The 21,113-nt window shown below is 74.8% G+C and carries 18 protein-coding genes and 1 riboswitch; of the genes, 10 read left to right on the top strand and 8 right to left on the bottom strand.

From position 1 onward, the window contains the following. The first annotated feature begins 66 nt into the window (after positions 1 to 66). On the top strand, positions 67 to 1,023 hold the full coding sequence (gene sigJ / locus EFE23_RS07415; protein WP_123240155.1) for an RNA polymerase sigma factor SigJ: 957 nt from the start codon (positions 67 to 69) through the stop codon (positions 1,021 to 1,023). 7 nt (positions 1,024 to 1,030) lie between these two features. Here sigJ and EFE23_RS07420 read toward each other — a convergent pair whose 3' ends face one another. After that, entirely contained in the window at positions 1,031 to 1,537 is a 507-nt protein-coding gene (locus EFE23_RS07420) for a DUF402 domain-containing protein (protein WP_123240156.1), read from the bottom strand. A gap of 124 nt (positions 1,538 to 1,661) precedes the next feature. Here EFE23_RS07420 and EFE23_RS07425 point away from each other — a divergent pair, with 124 nt between their 5' ends. Next, positions 1,662 to 3,803 (top strand): ATP-dependent DNA helicase, encoded by a 2,142-nt coding sequence (locus tag EFE23_RS07425; RefSeq protein WP_123240157.1) that lies wholly within the window; start codon positions 1,662 to 1,664, stop codon positions 3,801 to 3,803. A 17-nt stretch (positions 3,804 to 3,820) separates the two neighbouring features. Here EFE23_RS07425 and EFE23_RS07430 read toward each other — a convergent pair whose 3' ends face one another. Beyond that, positions 3,821 to 5,185 (bottom strand): AI-2E family transporter, encoded by a 1,365-nt coding sequence (locus EFE23_RS07430; protein WP_123240158.1) that lies wholly within the window; start codon positions 5,183 to 5,185, stop codon positions 3,821 to 3,823. Positions 5,186 to 5,273: 88 nt separating this feature from the next. Here EFE23_RS07430 and EFE23_RS07435 point away from each other — a divergent pair, with 88 nt between their 5' ends. Together EFE23_RS07435 and EFE23_RS28425 are read left to right on the top strand one after the other, a co-directional pair. Then, the gene (locus tag EFE23_RS07435) at positions 5,274 to 5,621 is read left to right on the top strand and encodes a GroES family chaperonin (protein WP_123240159.1); all 348 of its coding nucleotides are present in this window, start codon (positions 5,274 to 5,276) and stop codon (positions 5,619 to 5,621) included. A gap of 81 nt (positions 5,622 to 5,702) precedes the next feature. Then, a complete protein-coding gene (locus tag EFE23_RS28425) occupies positions 5,703 to 5,870 on the top strand; it encodes a hypothetical protein (protein WP_199736958.1) in 168 nt (55 codons plus the stop codon). A 36-nt stretch (positions 5,871 to 5,906) separates the two neighbouring features. On the opposite strand, the gene EFE23_RS07440 is transcribed toward EFE23_RS28425, so the two are convergent. Continuing rightward, the gene (locus tag EFE23_RS07440; protein WP_123240160.1) at positions 5,907 to 7,394 is read right to left on the bottom strand and encodes a PrsW family intramembrane metalloprotease; all 1,488 of its coding nucleotides are present in this window, start codon (positions 7,392 to 7,394) and stop codon (positions 5,907 to 5,909) included. A gap of 23 nt (positions 7,395 to 7,417) precedes the next feature. Continuing rightward, positions 7,418 to 7,538, top strand: a riboswitch (SAM riboswitch). Between the two features lie 50 nt (positions 7,539 to 7,588). Here EFE23_RS07440 and EFE23_RS07445 point away from each other — a divergent pair. Further along, entirely contained in the window at positions 7,589 to 8,851 is a 1,263-nt protein-coding gene (locus EFE23_RS07445) for an aminotransferase class V-fold PLP-dependent enzyme (RefSeq protein ID WP_123240161.1), read from the top strand. A gap of 85 nt (positions 8,852 to 8,936) precedes the next feature. Here EFE23_RS07445 and EFE23_RS07450 read toward each other — a convergent pair whose 3' ends face one another. Beyond that, entirely contained in the window at positions 8,937 to 10,205 is a 1,269-nt protein-coding gene (locus EFE23_RS07450) for an FUSC family protein (protein ID WP_123240162.1), read from the bottom strand. A gap of 69 nt (positions 10,206 to 10,274) precedes the next feature. Between EFE23_RS07450 and EFE23_RS07455 the strand changes: the two genes are divergently transcribed. Continuing rightward, a complete protein-coding gene (locus EFE23_RS07455; protein WP_123240163.1) occupies positions 10,275 to 10,913 on the top strand; it encodes an HD domain-containing protein in 639 nt (212 codons plus the stop codon). 105 nt (positions 10,914 to 11,018) lie between these two features. Here the strand turns inward: EFE23_RS07455 and EFE23_RS07460 are convergent, their stop codons facing one another. Further along, positions 11,019 to 11,375, bottom strand: coding sequence for a DUF4031 domain-containing protein (locus tag EFE23_RS07460; RefSeq protein WP_123240164.1), 357 nt, complete (start codon positions 11,373 to 11,375; stop codon positions 11,019 to 11,021). Between the two features lie 57 nt (positions 11,376 to 11,432). Between EFE23_RS07460 and EFE23_RS07465 the strand changes: the two genes are divergently transcribed. After that, a complete protein-coding gene (locus EFE23_RS07465; RefSeq protein WP_123240165.1) occupies positions 11,433 to 12,833 on the top strand; it encodes an FAD-binding oxidoreductase in 1,401 nt (466 codons plus the stop codon). A gap of 3 nt (positions 12,834 to 12,836) precedes the next feature. Here EFE23_RS07465 and EFE23_RS07470 read toward each other — a convergent pair whose 3' ends face one another. Together EFE23_RS07470 and EFE23_RS07475 are read right to left on the bottom strand one after the other, a co-directional pair. Beyond that, a complete protein-coding gene (locus EFE23_RS07470; RefSeq protein ID WP_123240166.1) occupies positions 12,837 to 13,340 on the bottom strand; it encodes a hypothetical protein in 504 nt (167 codons plus the stop codon). Between the two features lie 63 nt (positions 13,341 to 13,403). Continuing rightward, positions 13,404 to 15,269: a glycerol-3-phosphate dehydrogenase/oxidase gene (locus EFE23_RS07475; protein ID WP_204335082.1), complete on the bottom strand. Its 1,866-nt coding sequence runs from the start codon at positions 15,267 to 15,269 to the stop codon at positions 13,404 to 13,406. Between the two features lie 28 nt (positions 15,270 to 15,297). Between EFE23_RS07475 and EFE23_RS07480 the strand changes: the two genes are divergently transcribed. The 3 genes from EFE23_RS07480 to EFE23_RS07490 all read left to right on the top strand — a co-directional run bounded on the left by EFE23_RS07480 (position 15,298) and on the right by EFE23_RS07490 (position 19,155). Next, positions 15,298 to 17,838, top strand: coding sequence for a S8 family serine peptidase (locus EFE23_RS07480; protein ID WP_123240167.1), 2,541 nt, complete (start codon positions 15,298 to 15,300; stop codon positions 17,836 to 17,838). A 79-nt stretch (positions 17,839 to 17,917) separates the two neighbouring features. Next, positions 17,918 to 18,847, top strand: coding sequence for a GNAT family N-acetyltransferase (locus EFE23_RS07485; protein WP_123240168.1), 930 nt, complete (start codon positions 17,918 to 17,920; stop codon positions 18,845 to 18,847). A gap of 65 nt (positions 18,848 to 18,912) precedes the next feature. After that, positions 18,913 to 19,155 (top strand): hypothetical protein, encoded by a 243-nt coding sequence (locus EFE23_RS07490; protein ID WP_123240169.1) that lies wholly within the window; start codon positions 18,913 to 18,915, stop codon positions 19,153 to 19,155. Positions 19,156 to 19,224: 69 nt separating this feature from the next. Here EFE23_RS07490 and groL read toward each other — a convergent pair whose 3' ends face one another. Further along, the gene (gene groL / locus EFE23_RS07495) at positions 19,225 to 20,847 is read right to left on the bottom strand and encodes a chaperonin GroEL (protein WP_123240170.1); all 1,623 of its coding nucleotides are present in this window, start codon (positions 20,845 to 20,847) and stop codon (positions 19,225 to 19,227) included. Between the last annotated feature and the right edge of the window lie 266 nt (positions 20,848 to 21,113).

Genomic DNA, 21,113 nt, shown 5'->3' on the forward strand with positions numbered 1-21,113 from the left:
CACGTTTGGGGGCGGCGGGGCGTCCAGTGGGACGGGGAGAATGTGGGCGCGGGGAGGGAGCGGACGGTGGGCGATCTGGCGACGGAGTTCGAGGCGGAACGCGGGCACCTGCTGGCGGTCGCGTACCGGATGCTGGGCAGCCGGAGCGAGGCCGAGGACGCGGTGCAGGAGACCTGGCTGCGGTACGCGGGCGCGCTCGCCGACCCGGCCGCCCGCGCCCAGGTTCAGCAGCTCCGCGCCTGGCTCACCACCACCTGCTCCCGGATCTGCCTCGACGTGCTCCGGTCCGCCCGGGTCCGCCGGGAGGCGTACCCGGGTCAGTGGCTGCCGGAGCCGGTGGTGCGTGACGTGCAGACGGCCGACGGGTTCGCCCCCGACCCGGCCGAGCGGGCGGTCCGGGCCGACCAGCTCGGCACCGCGTTGCTGGTGGTGCTGGAACGGCTGAGCCCGGAGCAGCGGGTGGCGTTCGTCCTGCACGACGTCTTCGCCGTGCCGTTCGCCACGGTCGCCGAGGTGCTCGGCACCACACCGGCAGCGGCCCGGCAGCTCGCCTCTCGGGGCCGGCGGGCGGTCGCCGCTCCGGACGCCCCCCGGCACACCGCCGACCTGGCCGAACAGCGGCGGGTCCTCGACGCGTTCGCCGCCGCGGTGGAGTCCGGTGAGCTGGACCGGCTGGTGCAGGTGCTCGCCCCGGACGTGATGCTCATCGGCGACAGCGGCGGGCACTTCCCGGCGGGCCGCCGGCCGGTGATCGGGGCCGAGATCGTGGCCCGGTTCATCCTCGGCATCTACGGTCAGGCGGGCCGGCACGGTGGCCCGCTGCGCGCCCGGCCGGTGCTGGTCGACGGCGCCCTCGGCTGGCAACTGGAGACGACCTACCGGGACGGCCGCCCGCTGCGCATGGTCTGCGCGTACGCGGTGCACGAGGGGCGGGTCAGCGGCGTGTTCCACCAGCTCAACCCGGAGAAGCTGAGCCACCTGCCGGAGTTCGGGCCGGACGACGTGTGGCCGCCGCGGTGGTGAGGCCGGCTCAGACCACCAGGGCGAGCCACTTCCGGTACGACGTGGCGAACGGCTCGGTGCCGTCGCCGAGCGCGCCGAAGAGCCAGCGGGCGGCCGCCTCGGCCTCGGCCACCAGCTCGTCGGGGTAGCCCCAGCGGGCCCGGTGCTCGGCGAACTCGTCCTCGTCGCGCAGCTCGACCACGCCGGTCTCCCGCCGGCGCACCACGTCGAGGTCGAGGTCGACCAGGTGGACGATGTCCTGCCCCTCCCACCGGGCCGGGGTGGCGATGTCGCAGTAGACCTCGCTGGTCCGGGGTGGCGGGTTGAACATGCCGGTCCACCAGCCGTGCCGGGGCACCAGCAGGACGAACGGGATCTGCTCGACCGAGGGCCGGCCGTGGTAGACCGACTCGGTGCCGGCCGGTACGCCGAGCCACACGCCGAGATCGTCCTCGGCGAGCCGGCGGGCCGGGTAGTCGCGATGGGCGCTGCCGTCGTACTTGCGGTAGATCACACGGACCACGTCGCTCGGCATGAGTGGCACCCTAGCCGATTCCGGCCACGCGACGCATTCGGCAGGTAACCCGGCGCGACCCGCCCGGCACGCCACGCGGTGGAGGGGCACGGCCGGTGTCGGGCGGGGCGGGTACGGTCGCACGGTGACCCCGCCTCGCACCGCCACCGGTTCCGCCGTGCCGAAAAAGCGTCGAGGTGCCCGGCCCGGCGGTGGCGAGTTGCTGGCCGCGGCGGTCGGCGCGGTCCCCGGCGGCGCGGCCCGCCCGGGCCAGCAGCAGATGACCGAGGCGATCGAGCGGAGCGTCGCCACCGGCGAGCACCTGCTGGTGCAGGCCGGCACGGGCACCGGCAAGTCGCTGGCGTACCTGGCGCCGGCGCTGACCGTGGACGGCCCGGTGGTGGTCTCCACCGCCACCCTGGCGCTGCAGTCCCAGCTGGTCGACCACGACCTGCCCCGGCTGGCCGACGCGGTCGAGCCGCTGCTGCACCGCCGCCCCACCTTCGCGGTGCTCAAGGGCCGGCACCACTACCTCTGCCTGGCCCGGCTGGACAGCTCCACCGAGGAGGAGCCGGAGGACACCCTCTTCGACACCCCCCGTCCCGGCGGCGGCACCAAGTGGCTCGGCGAGGCGGGCCGGCTGGGCAAGCAGATGCAGCGGCTGCGCGACTGGGCGGAGGAGACCGCCACCGGCGACCGCGACGAGCTGGACCCGGGCGTCGACGATCAGGTCTGGCGGACCGTCTCGATGCCGGCCCGGGAGTGCGTCGGCGCGACCCGGTGCCCGTTCGGGCAGGAGTGCTTCGCGGAGGCCTCGCGGGCCCGGGCCCGCGAGGCGGACATCGTGGTCACCAACCACAGCCTGCTCGCCGTCGACATGCTCGCCGGCCGGCACATCGTGCCGCCGCACAAGCTGCTCATCGTCGACGAGGCGCACGAACTGGCCGACCGGGTCTCCTCGGCGGCGCAGGCCGAGCTGGTCCCCGAGCTGATCGACCGGTCCACCCGCCGGGCCCGGCCACTGCTCCGCCCCGAGATCGCCGAACGACTCACCGAGGCCGGTGACGCTCTGGCGGTCGGGCTGGCCGAGGCGCCGGCCGGGCGGCTCACCGCCGGCCTGCCGCCCGCGCTGCGCGAGGCGTGCACCCTGCTCGACGCGGCGACCCGGGCCGCGCTGGAGGCCATCGGCGACATCAAGTCCGACGACCCGGACCCGGTCCGCAAGCAGCAGGCCAAGGCGGTGCTGGACGAGCTCTCCACCACCGCCCAGCGGCTGCTGGAGGAGGCCGACCACGACGTGGCCTGGGTGGAGAAGCCGGAGAACGGCAGCCGGCGGGCGCTGGTGGTCGCGCCCCTCTCGGTCGCCGGCACGCTCGCCACCCACCTGTACGACGAGCGCACCGTGGTCGCCACCTCGGCCACCCTGGCGCTGGGCGGCCGCTTCGACACGGTGGCCCGGGCGCTGGGGCTGGAGGCACCGCCCCCCACCCCGCCCTCGCCGGCCGCCGCCGCGCTGGCCACCGCGGCCGCCGCCGGCCGGGCCACCGCCCCCGCCCCGGTGGCGAGCACCGAGGGCAGCCGGGCCGCGGTCGGCACGGTCCCGGCCACCGAGGGGCCGGGCTGGAAGTCGCTCGACGTCGGCTCGCCCTTCGACTACGCCCGGCAGGGCATCCTGTACGTCGCCGCGCACCTGCCCCGCCCCAGCGTCTCCGGGCTGCCCGAGGCGGCTGGCGAGGAGCTGCTGGCGCTGGTCGGGGCGCTCGGTGGACGTACCCTCGGCCTCTTCTCCTCCCGACGCGCCGCGCAGCAGGCGGCGGAGCTGCTGCGCGCCCGGACCGACCTGCCGGTGCTGCTCCAGGGTGAGGAGGCGCTGCCGCTGCTGGTCCGGCGCTTCCGCGAGGAGCGGGAGAGCTGCCTGTTCGGGGTGATGTCGCTCTGGCAGGGGGTGGACGTGCCGGGCGACTCCTGCCAGCTCGTGGTGATCGACCGGCTGCCCTTCCCCCGGCCGGACGAGCCGTTGGCGGCGGCCCGGGCGGCGGCGGTGGACGCCGGCGGCGGCTCGGGGTTCGCGGCGGTCAGCGTGCCGATCGCGGCGGTCCGGCTGGCCCAGGGCGTCGGCCGGCTGATCCGGGCCACCGGCGACCGGGGTGTGGTGGCGGTGCTCGACTCCCGGCTGGAGACCGCCCGGGGGTACGGCCCGTTCCTGCGGCGCTCGCTGCCGCCGTTCTGGTACACCACCCGCCCCGACGTCGCCCGCGGCGCCCTGGAACGCCTCGCCAAGAGCTGAACCGGCGCCACCGGGGGTCAGGGTGCCTGGGCGGCGACCACCACGGCGTCCGGCGGGGTGTCCGGCACGGTACGCGCGGCCAGCCGGCGGACGGCCGTGTTCAGCACCGCGATCAGCGGCACCGCGACCAGCGCGCCGGCGATCCCGGCGAGCACCACTCCGGCGGCGATCCCGATGATCACGGCGAGCGGGTGAATGGCCACCGCCCTGCCCATGATCAGCGGCTGGAGCACGTGCCCCTCGACCTGCTGCACGCCGATCACGGCGCCCAGGATGATCAACGCGGTCACCGGGCCGCTGTCGACCAGCGCCACCAGCACCGCCACCACGCCGGAGAGGGTGGCCCCGACGATCGGGATGAACGCGCCCAGGAAGACCAGCGCGGCCAGCGGGAACGCGAACGGGATGTCGAAGATGACGAGGAAGATCCCGATGCCGACCGCGTCGATGAAGGCGACCAGCACGGTGGCCCGGACATACGCGCCGAGCGTCGCCCAGGAGGCCCGGCCCGCGTCATCCACCTTCCAGCGCGCCTTCACCGGCAGCAGCCGGACCAGGAAGCGCCAGATCTTGTTGCCGTCCCGGAGGAAGAAGAAGGTCGCGAAGAGCACCAGGATGGTGCCGGTGAGCACCTCGGCCAGGGTGGCGGCGGTGTTGAGCGCGCCGCTGGTGAACGTCTTGGTGTTCTCGTCCACCCACTTCTGCGCCTCGTCGATGTAGTTGTTGAGCTGGCTGTCGGACAGGTGCAGCGGGCCGGTCTTGAGCCAGTTCTGGATCTGCCGGACGCCCTGCGACGTCTTCTCGCTCAACTCCGGCACGCCCTGGATGAACTCGTTCACCACGAGGGTCAGCGTGCCGACCACCGCGGCCAGGCCGCCGACCAGCACCACGCCGGTGGCCAGCGACCGGGGGAAGCGGGCCCGGAGCAGCCAGCCGACCGCGGGGGCGAGCAGCGCGGAGAGCAGCAGGGCCACCGTCAGCGGGATGATCACGATACGGATGGTGCCGATGATCTGGAGCAGCGCCCAGGTGACGATGCCGACCACGATCAGCCGCCAGGACCAGGCCGCCGCGATCCGCAGTGCGTGCGGCACCTCGGTGTCGTCCCGGCTGGACGTCGTGGCGTGCATGACGGCGGGCGGTTCCGCGCCGACCACGGTCGCCGCGGGCGGGGCGGCCGGGCCCGGCGAGGACGGCGTGGCCACGCCCGACTCCCCCGGCGCGTGCTCGGGGTCGCTCCGGCGGGCCCGCGCCGATTGCCGGCCGGACTCGTACGCGCGGCGGAGCCGTCCGCGCAGCGCCTCGAAGCGGCTCAAGCGCACCTCCGGAAACTTTGGCCCGCCCACGTCACAGGGGGGACAGGATACGTCCGTCCGCCCCACCCTAGGGGGACTCCGCCACACATTGCCCCTCCCCGGTCACGCTCAACCACGGGAGGATCGACCGTGGCGCACGCGGTAGCGTCTTCGCGTGACCGTCGACCAGAACCTCGACACCGGCCTGCCGATCCGCCTGCTGCACGACCGTGTGCTGGTGCGTACGGAGAACGGCGAGGGTGAGCGCCGCTCCACCGCCGGCATCGTGATCCCCGCGACCGCGGCCGTGGGCAAGCGGCTGGCCTGGGCCACCGCGGTGGGCGTGGGCCCGCACGTGCGCTCCATCGTCGCCGGCGACCGGGTGCTCTTCGACCCCGACGACCGCTCCGAGGTCGAACTGCACGGCCGGGCGTACGTGCTGCTGCGTGAGCGGGACGTGCACGCCGTCGCCGCTGAACGGGTGGAGCGGGAGTCGACCGGCTCGACCGGCCTCTACCTCTAGGACCCCCACCCGCCCCAGGGCGCCGTTTGCACCGCTGCCCGGCGGGAAGCCCAGGCACCTCAGCGCCCTGGGGAGGGGACCATGCCGGTACTCGTGAAGAAGATACTGACCTGGGGATTCGTCATATTCCTGATCTACTTCATGGCGTTCCGGCCGGACGGCGCCGCGCAGGTGTTCAAGGGGATCGGGGTGGCCCTGATGGCGATCTTCCAGGGCTTCGGCGACTTCCTCACCGGCCTGATGAGCTGACCGCGGCACGGCGCCGGACGAGCCGGGCGCGGGCCGTCAGGCACCGGGCGGCCAGGGGGCGGCCGGGCGCGGACCGTACCAGCCGGGCGGGCCGTAGCCGGTGAGGTGGGCCGGGGGCGGGGGTGGGGCGAGCACCACCGGGATCGGCACCACCGGCTCGTCCGGTGCCTCGACCGCCCGCTGCGACCCGTCCGGGAACCGCAGGTGGTAGCGCTGCCCGTCCCAGACCCCGACCGGCGCCTGCGGGTCCCGGCCCACGAAGAACGACCGGTACGCGCTGATCGCGTCCAGCAGCTCCCGTTCCTCCCGCACCGTCCTTTCCCGCTCGGCCGGCTTGCGGTCCAGTCCCCGGCGCATGCCGTCACGCAGCAGCGCCAGCCGGGTGGCCGCGAACTGGTAGCCCCGCATCGCCTTCACCCCGCCGTCGCCGGCCACCCGCCGGGCCCAGGTGCGCGCGGCGTGCCGCCGCCCCAGGCTGCCCAGCGCGGCCACCTCGGGCGGGGTGAGCCAGCCGGCCCGGACGTAGTCGGGCAGGGTCCGCTCGGTCAGCCGCCCCTCCCAGGCGCGCAGCCAGATCGCCAGCCCGACCATGCCGAAGAAGATCGGCACCATCACGCCGATGTAGCCGTACAGGGCGATCAGCGGCTGGCCGGTCGCGGCGGCCAGCGAGGGCAGCAGGTTCCAGGTGCCGTGCAGCATCATCGCGAGCAGCAGGCCGGCGATCGGGGCGAGGAAGCGTACCCGCCGGTCGGCGGTGCGCGCGGCGACCCCGAGACCCACCCCGGTCATCGAGGTGAACAGCGGGTGGGCGAAGCCGAAGAGCAGGATCCGGACGATGAAGATGGCGATCACCTGCTGGGCGCCGGTGGCCGGACCGTACTCCTGGACGCCGCTGCGGTAGCCGTACCCGCCGAGGTAGAGGATGTTCTCCACCATGGCGAAGCCGATCGCGGAGAGCCCGCAGTAGACGAGCGCGTCGGTGATCCCGGAGAACTCCCGGCGCCGGAAGATGAGCAGCAGGATCGGCCCGGCGGCCTTGGTCAGCTCCTCGATGAACGGCGCGACCAGCACGGCGGTCAGCGCGGTGGGCAGCCCCCAGTCCTTGAAGAGCTTCGCGCCCGTCTCGTTGACCAGCAGCGAGATGGCCGTGGAGACGAACGCGCCCCAGGCGAAACAGAAGATCAGATACTTCAGCGGCTCCGGCTCGTACCGGTCCAGCCAGAGGAAGCAGGAGACCAGGACCGGCACCGGCAGGATCGCCGCGATCACGCCCACCAGCAGGGCCTCGGCGCCCAGGCTCTCGCCCAGGGTGAAGACCATGAACACCGCGCCCGCGGCGATCAGCAGCACCACCCCGGCGAGCGCCAGGATCCGCCGCCAGCCGAGCCGGCGCAGCGGCATCCGGGGCGCCGACGACCCGGGCGGCGGGACGGCGGGCGCGGTCGGCGGCGGCAGGGCTCCGCCGGGCGGGGTGTCGGCCATGCGGTCAGCGTAGTCATCCCGGGCCCGCTTCTCCGGCCGCATTCCGCCCGCTATGCTGCGGGGCAGGTCACGAGCGCCAGCGTCAAGCCCCGGCTTGCTGGCCGGCAACCCTCGTCGAGTTCGCGGTGGGGTGCCCCGGGTGATGACCGGGCCCAGCCCGAACGGCGTGCTGGGCAAGCGCGGACCCCGTCCCGGTGCCCATACCCCGGGGTCCCCTGGACCCGGGAGGCTCCGGCATGACCGTCACCCTCGTACCCTCGCTGACCACGCCGCCGGTACCGGCCCGGCCGGACCCGCTCGGCGTGCTCGGCGTACCCGGGGAGATCAACCTGGACCACGCCGCCAGCGCGCCGTGCGCGCGGGCCGCGGCCGACGCGGTGGCCGAGCTGCTGCCCTGGTACGCGAGCGTGCACCGCGGCGCGGGGGCGCTCTCGCGGCGGTGCACGCTGGCCTACGAGCGGGCCCGGCAGACCGTCGGCGACTTCGTCGGCGCCCGCCCCGACGACCACGTGATCTTCACCCGGAACACCACCGACGCGATCAACCTGCTGGCCCGGGCGCTGCCCGCCGGCACCACCGTGGTCACCTTCGCCGGCGAGCACCACGCCAACCTGCTGCCCTGGCCGCGCGGCTCGGTCCGGCTGCCGGTGCCGGCCGGCCCCGCCGAGGCGGTACGCGCGCTCGACGCCGCCCTCGGCGAACTGTCCCGCGACGCCCGGCCCGGCCTGCCGGTCCTGGTCGCCGTGACCGGGGCGAGCAACGTGACCGGGGAACGCTGGCCGGTGGCCGAGCTGGCCCGGGTCGCTCGGCGGCACGGCGCCCGGATCCTGCTGGACGCCGCCCAGCTCGCCCCGCACGCCCCGGTGGACCTGGCCGCGCTGGACGTGGACTACCTGGCGCTCTCCGGCCACAAGCTGTACGCCCCGTTCGGCGCGGGCGTGCTCGTCGGGCGGGGTGACTGGCTGGACGCGGCCGCGCCGTACCTGGCGGGCGGCGGGGCCACCAGCCACGTCGGCGCGGCCACCCACGAGGTGCGCTGGGCGACCGGGCCGGCCCGGCACGAGGCCGGCACCCCGAACCTGCTCGGCGCGGTGGCCCTCGCCGCGGTCTGCGCGGCGCTCGCCGACGCGGACCGGGACGTCCTGCACGCCCGGGAGCAGGCGCTGCTGGCCCGACTGCGGGACGGCATCGCCGCGCTGCCGCACGTGGTGGAGCTGCGCACGTTCGGCGCGGGCGCGCCCCGGGTGGGCATCGCCTCGTTCGTGGTCGCCGGGCGGGACTCCGCCGACGTCGCCGCCCACCTGGCCCGGACGCACCGGATCGGGGTACGGGACGGGCTGTTCTGCGCCCACCCCCTGGCCCGACGGCTGCTGTCCGAGGCCGCGGCGAGAGCCGGCCGCACCGACCTGCCCCCCACCGCCCTGCGGGCCAGCCTCGGCCTCGGCACCACCGAAGCCGACATCGACACCCTCCTCACCGCCCTGGCCACCCTCCCCTGACCGCCGTCCGCGCCCCCTGCAAGATCGCACTGATTCACGGAAAGAGTGGCCACTCTTTCCGTGAACGAGGGGCTCGATGGGGAGGTCAGCCGACGGGGGGCGCAGTGGGGGGTTTGGGCGCGGGGCTCTGCTCGGTGGTCTCGCCGGTGCGCTGCTCCTTCTCGCCGAACGCCTGCCGGACCAGCCGGTTCGCCTCGTCCTGGTCAACGCCGGAGGCCACCATCAGGTCGCTGGCGGTGGTCCGCACCTGGGCGATCACCACACTGCCCGAGAAGCCGACCCCCTCCGCGTACGCCCGGCCGGCCTCGCTGACCGCACGCAGTGACCGCTCCCGGGCCTGCTCCGGCTCCTCTCCGGCGGCGAACTCGTGCCGGAGCAGGCGGACCGACTCGGCCAGGTGGGCGATGGCGTCCGGCATCGGCGCCGGGACCGGCTCCTCGTCCTCGATCAGGGTGACCGAGCGGCGGATCAGCGTGCCGCTGTTGCGCATCGAGCGGTCGATCGGGTCGGCCGCCTCGGCGTAGTGGGTCAGCTCGCTGCGCCGGTGCCAGCGGGCCGGCGAGATGGTGATGGTCTCCTTCGCGCCCTCGATCGCCTCGGAGAGCGCGGCCAGCTCCTCCTTGTTCTCCCGGAGCCGCAACAACGCCTGCTGGGCCGCGCTCCGGTCGCGTCTTCGCAGGGCGTCCGCACACACGTCGAGCTGGGTGGCGAGCAGGTCCAACGCCGGCCGGGCGGCCCGGTTGATCACCCGGAGCGGGTTGAGCGGCAGCAGGATCGCGGTCACCAGCAGGGCGATGCCACCGCCGACGAACGCGTCGACGAAGCGCGGGAACTCCAGGTTCTGAGTGGACGGACTGAGCGTCACGATCAGCACGGCGGTGGCCGCCGCCTGGATCACGATGGCCACGCTGGCCCCGGCGAAGATGGTGAGCAGGATCGCCGCGGTCACCACCAGGCCGAGCTGCCAGGCGCCGGTGCCGAGGAAATAGATCAGGGCATCACCGACCGCGACCCCGACCGCCACCCCGACGATCAGCTCGATGGTCCGGCGGAACCGCTGGCCGACGGAGGCCGCCAGGGTGCCGACCGCCGAGATCGGCGCGAACACCGGTTGCGGGTTGCCGAGCAGGCGGTGGGAGACCAGGTAGGCCAGCCCCGCGGCCAGGCCGGCCTGGACGGCCAGCCCCGCGGCGGTACGCACCCGGTGCAGCCGGTCGTGCAGGGTCGCCTTGCTGCGGTTCCGCAGTTCGTCCATGGCCGAGGCGATCCGCGGCCCGTCCAGGTCGACCAGCCCTTCCCGGAGCGGGGCACGGCGCAGAAACGACAACCGTCGTCGCTCCCGGGCCTCGGCCATGGCCGGGACTACCCGTCCCGCACCCGCTGAATCCTCGCGCCCGACGAGTGGTGCGGCAGACTCCACCGGGTGACGGAGTTGATCCAACGCTGGCGGGACACGGCCGGCGCGGCGGGCGCGTCCGACCCGGCCGGTGTCGAGCGGGCCGGGGCCCGGCTGCTCGCCGCCTGGCAGGAGCCGCACCGGCACTACCACGGCGTGGCGCACCTGCGGGCGGTGCTGGACGTGGTCGACGCGTACGCCGGGTCGGCCCGCCGCCCGGACCTGGTGCGGCTGGCGGCCTGGTGCCACGACGCGGTCTACGACCCCCGGGCCGACGGGGACGCCAACGAGCGGGCGAGCGCGGAGCTGGCCGGCGAGCTGCTCGCCGGGGCCGGGCTCCCGGCGGCGGCGGTGACCGAGGTACGCCGGCTGGTGCTGCTCACCGCCGGGCACGCGGTCCCGCCCGGGGACCGGGACGGCGCCCTGCTCTGCGACGCCGACCTGGCGATCCTGGCCGCCCCGCCCGCCGCCTACGACCGCTACGCCGCCGCCGTCCGGCGGGAGTACGCGCACGTCCCCGACCCGGCCTTCCGTGCCGCCCGTGCCCAGGTCCTGGAGCAGCTCCTGGCCCTCCCGACCCTCTACCGCCTCCCCGCCCCGCACGCCCGCTGGGAAACCCCCGCCCGGGCCAACCTCACCCGCGAACTCACCACCCTCCACCCCTGAGCCGCCGGCTGGTGATCGACTCGTTCTGCGGCAGGTCGGGGTCTCCGGTCCGCTGGTGACCGCGGTTTGCGGCATACCCGACCGGATCACGCCGACGGGTACAGATCACCCGGAATGGTCAACCAAAAGTGCAAGATCGCCGGGGGCGGAAGGCGGGACGGGAGGCGGGGCGGAGGGCGGGACGAGGGGCGAGGGCGGGGTGGGGTGGAGGTGTTTGGGGCGGCGGAGGCCGGCGGCGTGGAGGCGGCGGACGAGCTCGCGGGAGGGGACGACCTGGGCGCCGAGCCAGACGGCCATCGGGAAGCGCTCGGCCGGCAGGTCGTAGTGGTCGCGGTCGAAGGCCCGGCGGGGGGCGCCCAGCGCCTCGGCGAAGGCGTGCAGCTCGGCGTACGAGACGTCGCTGACCAGATGTGACCAGAGCCGGCCCCGCCAGGGCACCGCGGGCCGGTCGACGTAGAGCATGGCGACCAACGGTACGCCCGGTTGATGATCACGCGGACCCGACCTAGCCTTCCCGGCATGGCCGCCAATCCCCTCCTCGACGAGCTGCGGGCCGCCCTCGGTGACGCCGCCGTGCTGACCGACCCGGACCTGCTGCGCGTCCACGCGCGGGACGAGGCCGACCTGTGCGCGGCGGGTACGCCGCTGGTGGTGGTGCGTCCGCGCAGCACCGGGGAGGTCGCGGCGGTGGTCCGGGCGGCGGGCCGGCACGGCGTACCGGTGGTGCCGCAGGGGGCGCGGACCGGGCTGGCCGGCGCGGCGAACGCGGTCGACGGCGCGGTGCTGCTGAGCACCGTGGCGATGGACCGGATCGTCGAGATCGACCCGGTGAGCCGGATCGCGGTGGTGCAGCCCGGCGTGGTGAACGCGACGCTGGCCGGTGCGGTCCGCAAGCACCAGCTCTGGTACCCGCCGGACCCGGGCTCCTGGGAGTCCTCCACCATCGGCGGCAACGTCGCCACCAACGCCGGCGGGATGTGCTGCGTCAAGTACGGCGTGACCACGGAGTACGTGCTCGGCCTGGAGGTGGTGCTCGCCTCCGGTGAGGTGCTGCGCACCGGCCGGCGGACCGCCAAGGGGGTCGCCGGGTACGACCTGACCCGGCTCTTCGTCGGTTCCGAGGGCACCCTCGGCGTGATCACCGAGGTGACCCTCGCGCTGCGGCCGGCGCCCGAGGAGTCACTGACCCTGGTCGCGGTCTTCCCCACCACCGCCGCGGCCGGCACGGCGGTCGCCGGGATCGCCGAGCGCGGGCTCACCCCGAGCCTGCTGGAGCTGCTGGACCGGACCCATCTGCGGGCCATCGAGGCGTACCGGCCGATGGGCCTGCGCACCGACGCGGAGGCGCTGCTGCTGGCGGCGGTGGACACCGGCGCCCGGGCGGCCGGCGACCTGGCCCGGCTCGCCGAGGTGTGCGAGGCGGCCGGCGCCGACGAGGTGTACGCGGCCACCGACGCTACCGAGGCCGCCGCCCTGCTCCAGGCCCGGCGGCTGGCCCACCCGGCGATGGAGAAGTTCGCCGCCGACACCTTCCCCGCCGGCAACGGCGGCCTGGTCATCGACGACGTGGCGGTGCCGCGCGGCGCGCTCGCCGCGCTGCTGGACGGGGTGGCCCGGATCGCCGCGGAGTGTGCCGTGCCGATCGGCGTGGTCGGGCACGCCGGCGACGGCAACATGCACCCGAACATCGTGGTCGATCGCGCCGACCCGGCGAGCGTGGCGCGCGGCCGGCGGGCCTTCGACGAGATCATGCGGCTCGGTCTGGAACTCGGCGGCACCTGCACCGGCGAGCACGGTGTCGGGCTGCTCAAGCGGGACTGGCTGGCCCGCGAGATCGGCCCGGTGGGGGTGCGGGTGCACCAGGCGATCCGGGCGGCGCTCGACCCGGCGGGGCTGTTCAACCCCGGCAAGGTGTGCTGATCGTCAGCCCTTGTCCTCGGCCGGCGTGGTCTGGGTGAGCAGCAGCAGGATCTGGTAGGCCACCGGTGGCTTCGCCTCGCCCGGGCAGTCCTGCATGGTGACGGTCAGCTCCGGCGTGATCAGCAGGCTGGAGGTCAACGCGTCGATGCAGCCCTGCTTGTACTGGCGGGCCTCGTCGGTCTCCTTCGCCAGGGCCGGGTCGGTGAGCATCCGCTGCAACCGCTGGGTCTGCTCCGGGTTGAGCTGGCCGGTCGAGTCGACCCCGTCGCCCGCGCAGTCCCGGCACTGCCACCGGCCGCTCGGGTCCACGTCGAGCGTCCGGACCGGGCCATCCGTGCCGAGCCGCTGCACCAGCGACACCCGCTGCCCCGCCGCTGCGGTCGGCGCTCCGCCCGGGGGTGTGGTGGAACCCTCGGCCCGATCGAACAGGGAACAGCCGGCCAGGGAGACGACCAGCAGGACACCGGCGGACAGAGCGAGGACGCGCGACCAGAATGGGCGAACCACGCACGGGAACCTACACTTCCGTAGGTAGCGCCCGGTACCCTCCGGAGCGACGTTACCCGCCGGTCACCGGGCGGACGGCAGCTCCGCGCTGTCCCCGTCGACACCCCGGTCGGCGGCGAATCCGCGGACGTCCGGCGCACCCAGCCGGGCCGCGTCGGCCGCCACGTCGTCCGGCATCTCCTGCGACAGCCGTTCCGCCTCGACCCGCGCCCGGTAGTGGGCGACCTCGCGGGCCCGGGTGGCCTCGTCCCAGCCGAGCACCGCGCCCATCAGCTCCGCGGCGTGCTCCGCCGACTCCAGGCCGCGGTGGCTGGTCTCGATGGAGATCCGGGTACGCCGGGTCAGCACGTCCTCCAGGTGCAGCGCCCCCTCGGCGCGGGCCGCGTACGCCACCTCGGCCGCCAGGTATTCCGGGGCGCCGGCCAGCGGGGAGCCGAGCAGCGGGTCGGCGTCGACCAGGGCGAGCAGGTCGAGGGTGAGCGTGCCGTAGCGCTCCAGCAGGTGCTCGACCACCCCGACCGGCACCCCGTGCCGGCGGGCCAGGTCGGCCCGGTCCCGCCACATGGCCGCGTACCCGTCGGCGCCGAGCAGCGGCAGGTCGGCGGTGCGCGACGGCCGCGTCCAGCCGAGCCGGTGCACCGCCCGGTCGACCACGTCCGAGGCCATCACCCGGTACGTCGTGTACTTGCCGCCGGCCACCAGGAGCAGCCCGAGCATCGGCTCGATGACGGCGTGTTCCCGGGAGAGCTTGGAGGTGGAGTCCGCCTCGCCGGCCAGCAGCGGGCGCAGCCCCGCGTAGACGCCCTCGATGTCGTCGGTGGTGAGCGGGCGGTCCAGCACCGTGTTGACCTGCTCCAGCAGGTAGTCGATGTCCTTGGCGGTGGCCGCCGGGTGGGACCGGTCCAGCCGCCAGTCGGTGTCGGTGGTGCCGATGATCCAGTGACCGCCCCACGGGATGACGAAGAGCACGCTGCTGGGGGTGCGCAGGATCAGGCCGGTCTCGCCGGTGATCGCCGAGCGCGGCACCACCAGGTGCACGCCCTTCGACGCCCGGACCCGGAAGCCGGGACGCAGCCCGACGTCGTTGAGCATCCGGGACATGTCGTCGCTCCACACGCCGGTCGCGGCGATCACCGTGCGGGCGCGCACCTCGAACTCGGCGTCCGGCGAGCCGGCGGGGGCCTCCAGGTCGCGGACCCGGACCCCGGTGACCTCCCGGGCCTGCCGGATCAGGCCGACCGCGCGGGCGCTGGTCACCACGGTCGCACCGAGGCTGGCCGCCGTGCGGGCCAGGGTCACCACGAGGCGGGCGTCGTCGACCTGCCCGTCGTAGTAGCGGATCGCACCGGCCAGCTTGTCCGGACGCAGGCTCGGGAAGATCCGGCGCGTGCCCTCCCGGCTCAGGTGCCGGTGCAGCGGCATGCCGCGCCCGCCGCCGAACACGCCGGCGAACACGTCGTACGCGGCCACCCCGGCGCCGTAGTAGGAGCGGCGGAAGAACCGGCCGGCCAGGTCGCGCACCCCGCCCTCGGCGGGAAGCGGCACGAGGATCGGCACCGGGCGCACCAGGTGCGGGGCGAGCCGGGTGGCGAGCAGCCCCCGCTCGGTCAGCGCCTCGTGCACCAGGTGGAACTCCAACTGCTCCAGGTAGCGCAGGCCGCCGTGGATCAACTTGCTGGACCGGCTGGAGGTGCCGGCGGCGTAGTCGCGCGCCTCCACGAGGGCCACCTTGAGGCCACGGGACGCGGCGTCGAGCGCGGCGCCCGCCCCGGTCACGCCACCGCCGATGACCAGCACGTCGAACCGCTCGGCGCGGAGCCGGCGCAGGTCGTCGGCGCGACGCTCGACGGAGAGCTGTCCGGCCGCGGATCGGGACACGTTGGGGTCGCGCACCCGTCCACCGTAACCGTCCGGGCGCTGCGGCGACATCTACCGGCCGGGCCGTACCGTGAAGGTCATGCTGCCCGGTCCGCTCGCCGCTCCGCCTCCGCCGCCGGCTCCCGGGCCCCGGGAGGGCGGGCCGTGGCCGGTGGTCGCCGCCGTGTTCACCGGCGTCTGGGCGGTGCTGGTCACCGTGGTCGGCCAGCTCGCCGGCTGGGTCTTCGACCAGGCGGTGCTGACCGCCGGCCGGGACCGGGTGGTGCTGCTCTGGCCGGTGATCGCGCTGGTCACCGTGCTGCTGGTGGGCGCGCCGACGCTGGCGCTCGCGCTGCTTCCCCGCTCCCCGGCGGTCCGGGCCACCGGTCGGGTCTGGCTGGTCGGCACCCTCGCGCTCGGCGCGGCGACCCTGCTCCGCGCGCTGCCGCCGGTGCACCAGGAGGCGTACCTGGCCGCGCTGGCCGCGGGCGCCGCCCTGCTCGCCCTGGTCGTCGCACGCCGGCCGGGTCGCCCCGCCGGCACCGCCCTCGCCAGCACCCCGGCGGCGTCGGGCGGCGGGGCGCGGATCGGCCCGGACAGCCGTTCGACCAGGCCGGACGACGGCCCGTCCGGCGGTGGCCCGGACCGTGCGGGCGGCACCGGACCGGCCCGGCCACGCCGGTTCGACGCGGTGGCCCTGCTGGCGGTGGCCGGCGGACTGGCGATGCTGCTGCCCTGGGCCTGGCTGGGGGCGCTCGGCGGCTTCCTGGAGACGGTGCTCGCCGGGCTCGCGGCCGCCGCGCTCGGCGCGCTCGCCGGGGTGCTGCTCGACGCCGGGTTCTGGGGCCGGTTCGCGGTGGGCGAGCCGCCCCGGCCGGCCCGGCTGGTGCTGGTCGGCGGCCTGGTCGCCGGGGTGGCCCTGGTGCTGCTGGCCGCCGGGGCCGGGCAGTCCGGCGCGCAGCTGCCCGGGCTGTTCCTGCTGCCGCCGCTCGGCTTCGTGCTGGGCGCGCTGGACGCCGCCGCTCGGCACGGCCGCCGGCCGGGCGGGCGCGCCCCGGCCCGCTGGCTGGTCGGTCTCGCGCTTTTCGGGCCGCTGGCGTTCACCGACCCGGAGGAACTCACCCTCCTGCTGGCGACCAGCCGCGACGTGCCGTTCTGGGCCGCGGTCGCGACCGGCGCGGCGCTCGCCGTCGCGGTGCTGCTCGCCGTCGGGTACGGCGTGCTGCTGGCCCGCCGCCGGGCCGGCGCGCCCCGGCGTGGGGTGGCCGGGCTGGTCGCGGCGGGCCTGCTCGCCGCCGTGGCCGTGGTGTACGTGGTCCCCGGCCAGCCCGGCCTGTACGGGGAACGGCTGCTGGTGGTGCTGCGCGAGCAGGCCGACCTGACCGGGCTCCCGGCCGGCGCGCCCGGGCGGGCGGGGCGGGACGCCCGGGCGGCCGAGGTCTACCGGCGCCTGGTCGCCACCGCCGACCGGACCCAGCGCGACCTGCGCCGCGAGCTGACCCGACTGCGCCTGCACCCGACGCCGTACTACCTGGTCAACGCCGTCGAGACGGACGGCGGCCCGGAGGTGCGGGCCTGGCTGTCCGGCCGGCCGGAGGTGGCCCGAGTGCTGGTCAGCCAGCGACTGCGCCCGCTGCCGGCGGCACCTCCCCCGGCCCGGGGCGACCAGCCGGCGCCGGCCGGCCCGGCCTGGAACGTCTCGCTGATCGGCGCGGACCGGGTCTGGTCGGAGCTGGGCGTCACCGGCGCGGGCGTGGTGGTCGGCAGCTCCGACTCCGGGGTGGACGGTCGGCATCCGGCGCTGGCGGCGGGCTTCCGGGGCGGCGCCGACTCCTGGTACGACCCGTGGGAGCACACCCGGACGCCCGGCGACCGGGGCGGGCACGGCACCCACACGGTGGGCAGCGCGGTGGGCCGCAACGGCATCGGGGTGGCACCCGGGGCGCAGTGGGTCGGCTGCGTCAACCTGGAGCGGAACCTGGGCAGCCCGGCCCACTACCTGGACTGCCTGCAGTTCATGCTGGCCCCGTTCCCCGCCGGCGGGGACCCGTTCACCGACGGCCGGCCGCAGCGCGCGCCGGACGTGCTGACCAACTCGTGGGGCTGCCCGCCGATCGAGGGCTGCGACCCGGGGGCGCTGCGGCCGGCGACCGCCGCCCTGGCCGCGGCCGGGATCCTCGTGGTGGCCGCCGCCGGCAACACCGGCCCGTACTGCGGCTCGGTGGCCGACCCGCCGGCCCCGTACCAGGACGTGTTGACGGTCGGCGCGGTGGACCGGGCGCGGCAGCTCACCCGCTTCTCCAGCCGGGGCCCGGCGGCCGGGGGCCTCGCCAAGCCGGACCTGGTCGCACCCGGGGCAGGGGTGCCGTCCGCGTTCCCCGGCGGCTCCTACGCCACCCTGGACGGCACGTCGATGGCGACGCCGCAGGTGGCGGGGGTGGTGGCGCTGATGTGGTCGGCGAATCCGGCGCTCGTCGGCGACCTGGCCCGGACCCGGCGGATCCTGCTGGACACGGCCGGCCCGGCGGGCGTGCCACCGGGCGCGGATCGGTGCGGTGGTGACCGGGACCTGGTCGGCGCGGGGCTGGTCGACGCCTACGCCGCCGTCCGGGCCGCAGCGCAAGCAGGGGCCCCCTCTTAACGCCTCAGGTAGAGCAGGGGCCCCCTTTTAACGGGTCGACCCTGTAAACAAACCTGGCAGTTGAGTAGGGTCGGCGACCATGGACGCGGAGATCATCGAGCTGGACCTCGACCGCCTGCCCGCCGTCGTCGACCTCTGCCGGCGGGCCCTCGACCTGCCGGAGGACGCCGCCGAGGCGCCGGCGATCGTGGACACCCTGGCCGCCCGCGCGGCGGCCGACCGGCCGGTGCTACGGCTCGGCGCGGTACGCGCCGGCGAGCTGATCGGGGTGCTGGTCGGCTCGGTCTCGCGGTGGGATTCCCGGCTCTGGCACGTCGACCTGCTGGCGGTGGCCCCGGCGGAGCGGCGGCAGGGGGTCGGGCGGGCCCTCCTCACCGAGGCGGAACGGCGGCTCGCCGGGCTCGGCGCGGCCGAGCTGTTGCTGGCCGGGAACCCGCCGTACTACGCCTGGCCGGGCATCGACGTGCGGTACACCCCGGCGGTCTGCGCCGCGCTGCGCCTCGGCTACCGGCAGGACCGTACCGCCTGGAACATGACCGCGGACCTGGCGGCGGGGTCACCGGCACTGCGCTCGACGGAGGCCGCCGAGCGCCGGCTGGCGGACAGCGGCGTCGCGGTACGTCGGGCCGAACCGGCGGACCTGCCGGCGCTGGTCGCGTTGGCCCGGGACACCTTCGGCGGGACGTGGGACGGCGAGCTGGCCGGCTCGGTCGGCCGGCCGGACGCGGGCGCGCACCTGGCCGAACGGGACGGTGAGATCCTCGGTTTCGCCGCGTACGGGTCGTCCCGGCCGAGCTGGTTCGGTCCGATGGGGACGGTCCCGGAGGCGGAGGGTTCGGGGATCGGCGGGGTGCTGCTGCGCCGCTGCCTGCGTGACCAGGCGGCGGCCGGGATCGGCGCGGCGCAGATCGGCTGGGTGGGGCCGGTGCCGTTCTACTCGGGCGCGGCGGGTGCCCGGATCGAACGGGTCTTCTTCCTGTATCGCAAGGAACTTAACGGACATAAGTAACATAACCCCATTCCGCCTCACCGCTCATCGACCGCCGCCTACCGTCGGTCGTAGAGGAGGCAGCCATGACCATGGAAGACGAACGCACCGACGACCCGGCGATCAGCTGGCGACCGGTCGACGAACTCCCCGGGCAACTGCCGTTCGACCGGCTCGACTACGGGGACGCCGAGCAACTCGCGGAGATGACCGGCGGTGGCGAACCGTCCACCGAGGAGCCACGGCAACCGGTGGACGAGCCGATCCGCATCCTGCCGCCGTACGACCGGGCGTACAAGCGACGCAACCAGCGGCCACTGCCGACGTGACAGACATGCGGAGAGGGGGCGGACCGCTGACGCGGCCCGCCCCCTCTCGGCGTACTGGTGGAACTGGACTCAGAAGTCCATCTCCCCGCCACCCGGACCGGCCGGGGCGGCCGGAGCCTTCTCCGGCTTGTCCGCCACAACGGCCTCGGTGGTGAGGAACAGCGCGGCGATCGACGAGGCGTTCTGCAGCGCGGAACGGGTCACCTTGGCCGGGTCGATGATGCCCGACGCGAGCAGGTCGACGTACTCGCCGGTCGCGGCGTTGAGGCCGTGACCCGGCTCGATGTTGCGGACGTGCTCGACGACGACGCCACCCTCGAGGCCGGCGTTGACGGCGATCTGCCGCAGCGGGGCGTCCAGCGCGATCTTGACGATCTGCGCGCCGGTCGCCTCGTCGCCGGTCAGGTCCAGCTTGTCGAAGGCGGTCTTGCCGGCCTGCACCAGCGCGACGCCACCACCCGGGACGATGCCCTCCTCGACGGCGGCCTTCGCGTTGCGGACGGCGTCCTCGATGCGGTGCTTGCGCTCCTTGAGCTCGACCTCGGTGGCCGCGCCGACCTTGATCACCGCGACACCGCCGGCCAGCTTGGCCAGGCGCTCCTGCAGCTTCTCGCGGTCGTAGTCGGAGTCGCTCTTGTCGATCTCGGCCCGGATCTGGTTGACCCGGCCCTGGATCTGCTCCGCGTCGCCGGCACCGTCGACGATGGTGGTCTCGTCCTTGGTCACCACGACCTTGCGGGCGCGGCCCAGCATGTCGAGGCCGACGGCGTCGAGCTTGAGGCCGACCTCCTCGCTGATGACCTGGCCACCGGTGAGGATGGCGATGTCGGTCAGCATGGCCTTGCGGCGGTCACCGAAGCCCGGCGCCTTGACCGCGACCGACTTGAAGGTGCCGCGGACCTTGTTGACCACCAGGGTGGCCAGGGCCTCGCCCTCCAGGTCCTCGGCGATGATCAGCAGCGGCTTGCCCGACTGCATGACCTTCTCCAGGATCGGGAGCAGGTCCTTCACCGAGGAGATCTTGCTGTTGGCGATCAGGATGTACGGGTCGTCGAAGACGGCCTCCATACGCTCCGGGTCGGTCATGAAGTAGGCGGAGATGTAGCCCTTGTCGAAGCGCATACCCTCGGTGAGCTCGAGCTCCAGGCCGAAGGTGTTGCTCTCCTCGACGGTGATGACGCCTTCCTTGCCGACCTTGTCCATCGCCTCGGCGATGATCTCGCCGACGCTGGTGTCACCGGCCGAGATGGAGGCGGTGGAGGCGATCTGCTCCTTGGTCTCCACGTCCTTGGCGAGCTTCAGCAGCTCCTCCGAGACGCTGGCCACGGCGGCCTCGATGCCCCGCTTCAGGGCCATCGGGTTGGCACCGGCGGCCACGTTGCGCAGGCCCTCACGGACCAGGGCCTGGGCCAGGACGGTCGCCGTCGTCGTGCCGTCACCGGCGACGTCGTCGGTCTTCTTCGCGACCTCCTTGACCAGCTCGGCGCCGATCTTCTCGTACGGGTCCTCGAGCTCGATCTCCTTGGCGATGCTCACACCATCGTTGGTGATGGTGGGGGCACCCCACTTCTTCTCGAGCACGACGTTGCGGCCCTTGGGGCCGAGGGTCACCTTGACGGCGTCAGCGAGCTGGTTCATGCCCCGCTCGAGGCCGCGGCGCGCCTCTTCGTCGAACGCGATCATCTTGGCCATACGGCGTTGTCCTCCTGGACACTCACGGGCCACCCGGGATCCCGGATGGGCCGCCTGGTGTACGCACCTTGGGGACGTCGCCACCTGGCGACGACGACGTCTCCTCGGTCGGGCCGGACAGCCCGCGACGACCGGCCCGTGCCGCTCCGGCGCCATCGAGACGCCGGCTCGGCCGTGGCCCTACCGCCCCGACCATTTGGCACTCACCGCATGCGAGTGCCAATGACTTGTTTAGCACTCTCCCTAGCCGAGTGCAAGCACGATGC

Origin of the sequence: Micromonospora solifontis (genome assembly GCF_003725545.1) — a bacterium.
Classification (GTDB): domain Bacteria; phylum Actinomycetota; class Actinomycetes; order Mycobacteriales; family Micromonosporaceae; genus Micromonospora; species Micromonospora solifontis.

Excerpts from the sequence above, each read along its gene's own strand:
- groL (WP_123240170.1), bottom strand. The coding sequence starts at position 20,847 with ATGGCCAAGATGATCGCGTTCGACGAAGAGGCGCGCCGCGGCCTCGAG.
- EFE23_RS07490 (WP_123240169.1), top strand. The coding sequence starts at position 18,913 with ATGACCATGGAAGACGAACGCACCGACGACCCGGCGATCAGCTGGCGA.
- EFE23_RS07440 (WP_123240160.1), bottom strand. The coding sequence starts at position 7,394 with ATGCGGCCGGAGAAGCGGGCCCGGGATGACTACGCTGACCGCATGGCC.
- EFE23_RS07445 (WP_123240161.1), top strand. The coding sequence starts at position 7,589 with ATGACCGTCACCCTCGTACCCTCGCTGACCACGCCGCCGGTACCGGCC.
- EFE23_RS07475 (WP_204335082.1), bottom strand. The coding sequence starts at position 15,269 with ATGTCGCCGCAGCGCCCGGACGGTTACGGTGGACGGGTGCGCGACCCC.
- EFE23_RS07480 (WP_123240167.1), top strand. The coding sequence starts at position 15,298 with ATGCTGCCCGGTCCGCTCGCCGCTCCGCCTCCGCCGCCGGCTCCCGGG.
- EFE23_RS07420 (WP_123240156.1), bottom strand. The coding sequence starts at position 1,537 with ATGCCGAGCGACGTGGTCCGTGTGATCTACCGCAAGTACGACGGCAGC.
- EFE23_RS07465 (WP_123240165.1), top strand. The coding sequence starts at position 11,433 with ATGGCCGCCAATCCCCTCCTCGACGAGCTGCGGGCCGCCCTCGGTGAC.
- EFE23_RS07485 (WP_123240168.1), top strand. The coding sequence starts at position 17,918 with ATGGACGCGGAGATCATCGAGCTGGACCTCGACCGCCTGCCCGCCGTC.
- EFE23_RS07450 (WP_123240162.1), bottom strand. The coding sequence starts at position 10,205 with ATGGCCGAGGCCCGGGAGCGACGACGGTTGTCGTTTCTGCGCCGTGCC.
- EFE23_RS07460 (WP_123240164.1), bottom strand. The coding sequence starts at position 11,375 with ATGCTCTACGTCGACCGGCCCGCGGTGCCCTGGCGGGGCCGGCTCTGG.
- EFE23_RS28425 (WP_199736958.1), top strand. The coding sequence starts at position 5,703 with ATGCCGGTACTCGTGAAGAAGATACTGACCTGGGGATTCGTCATATTC.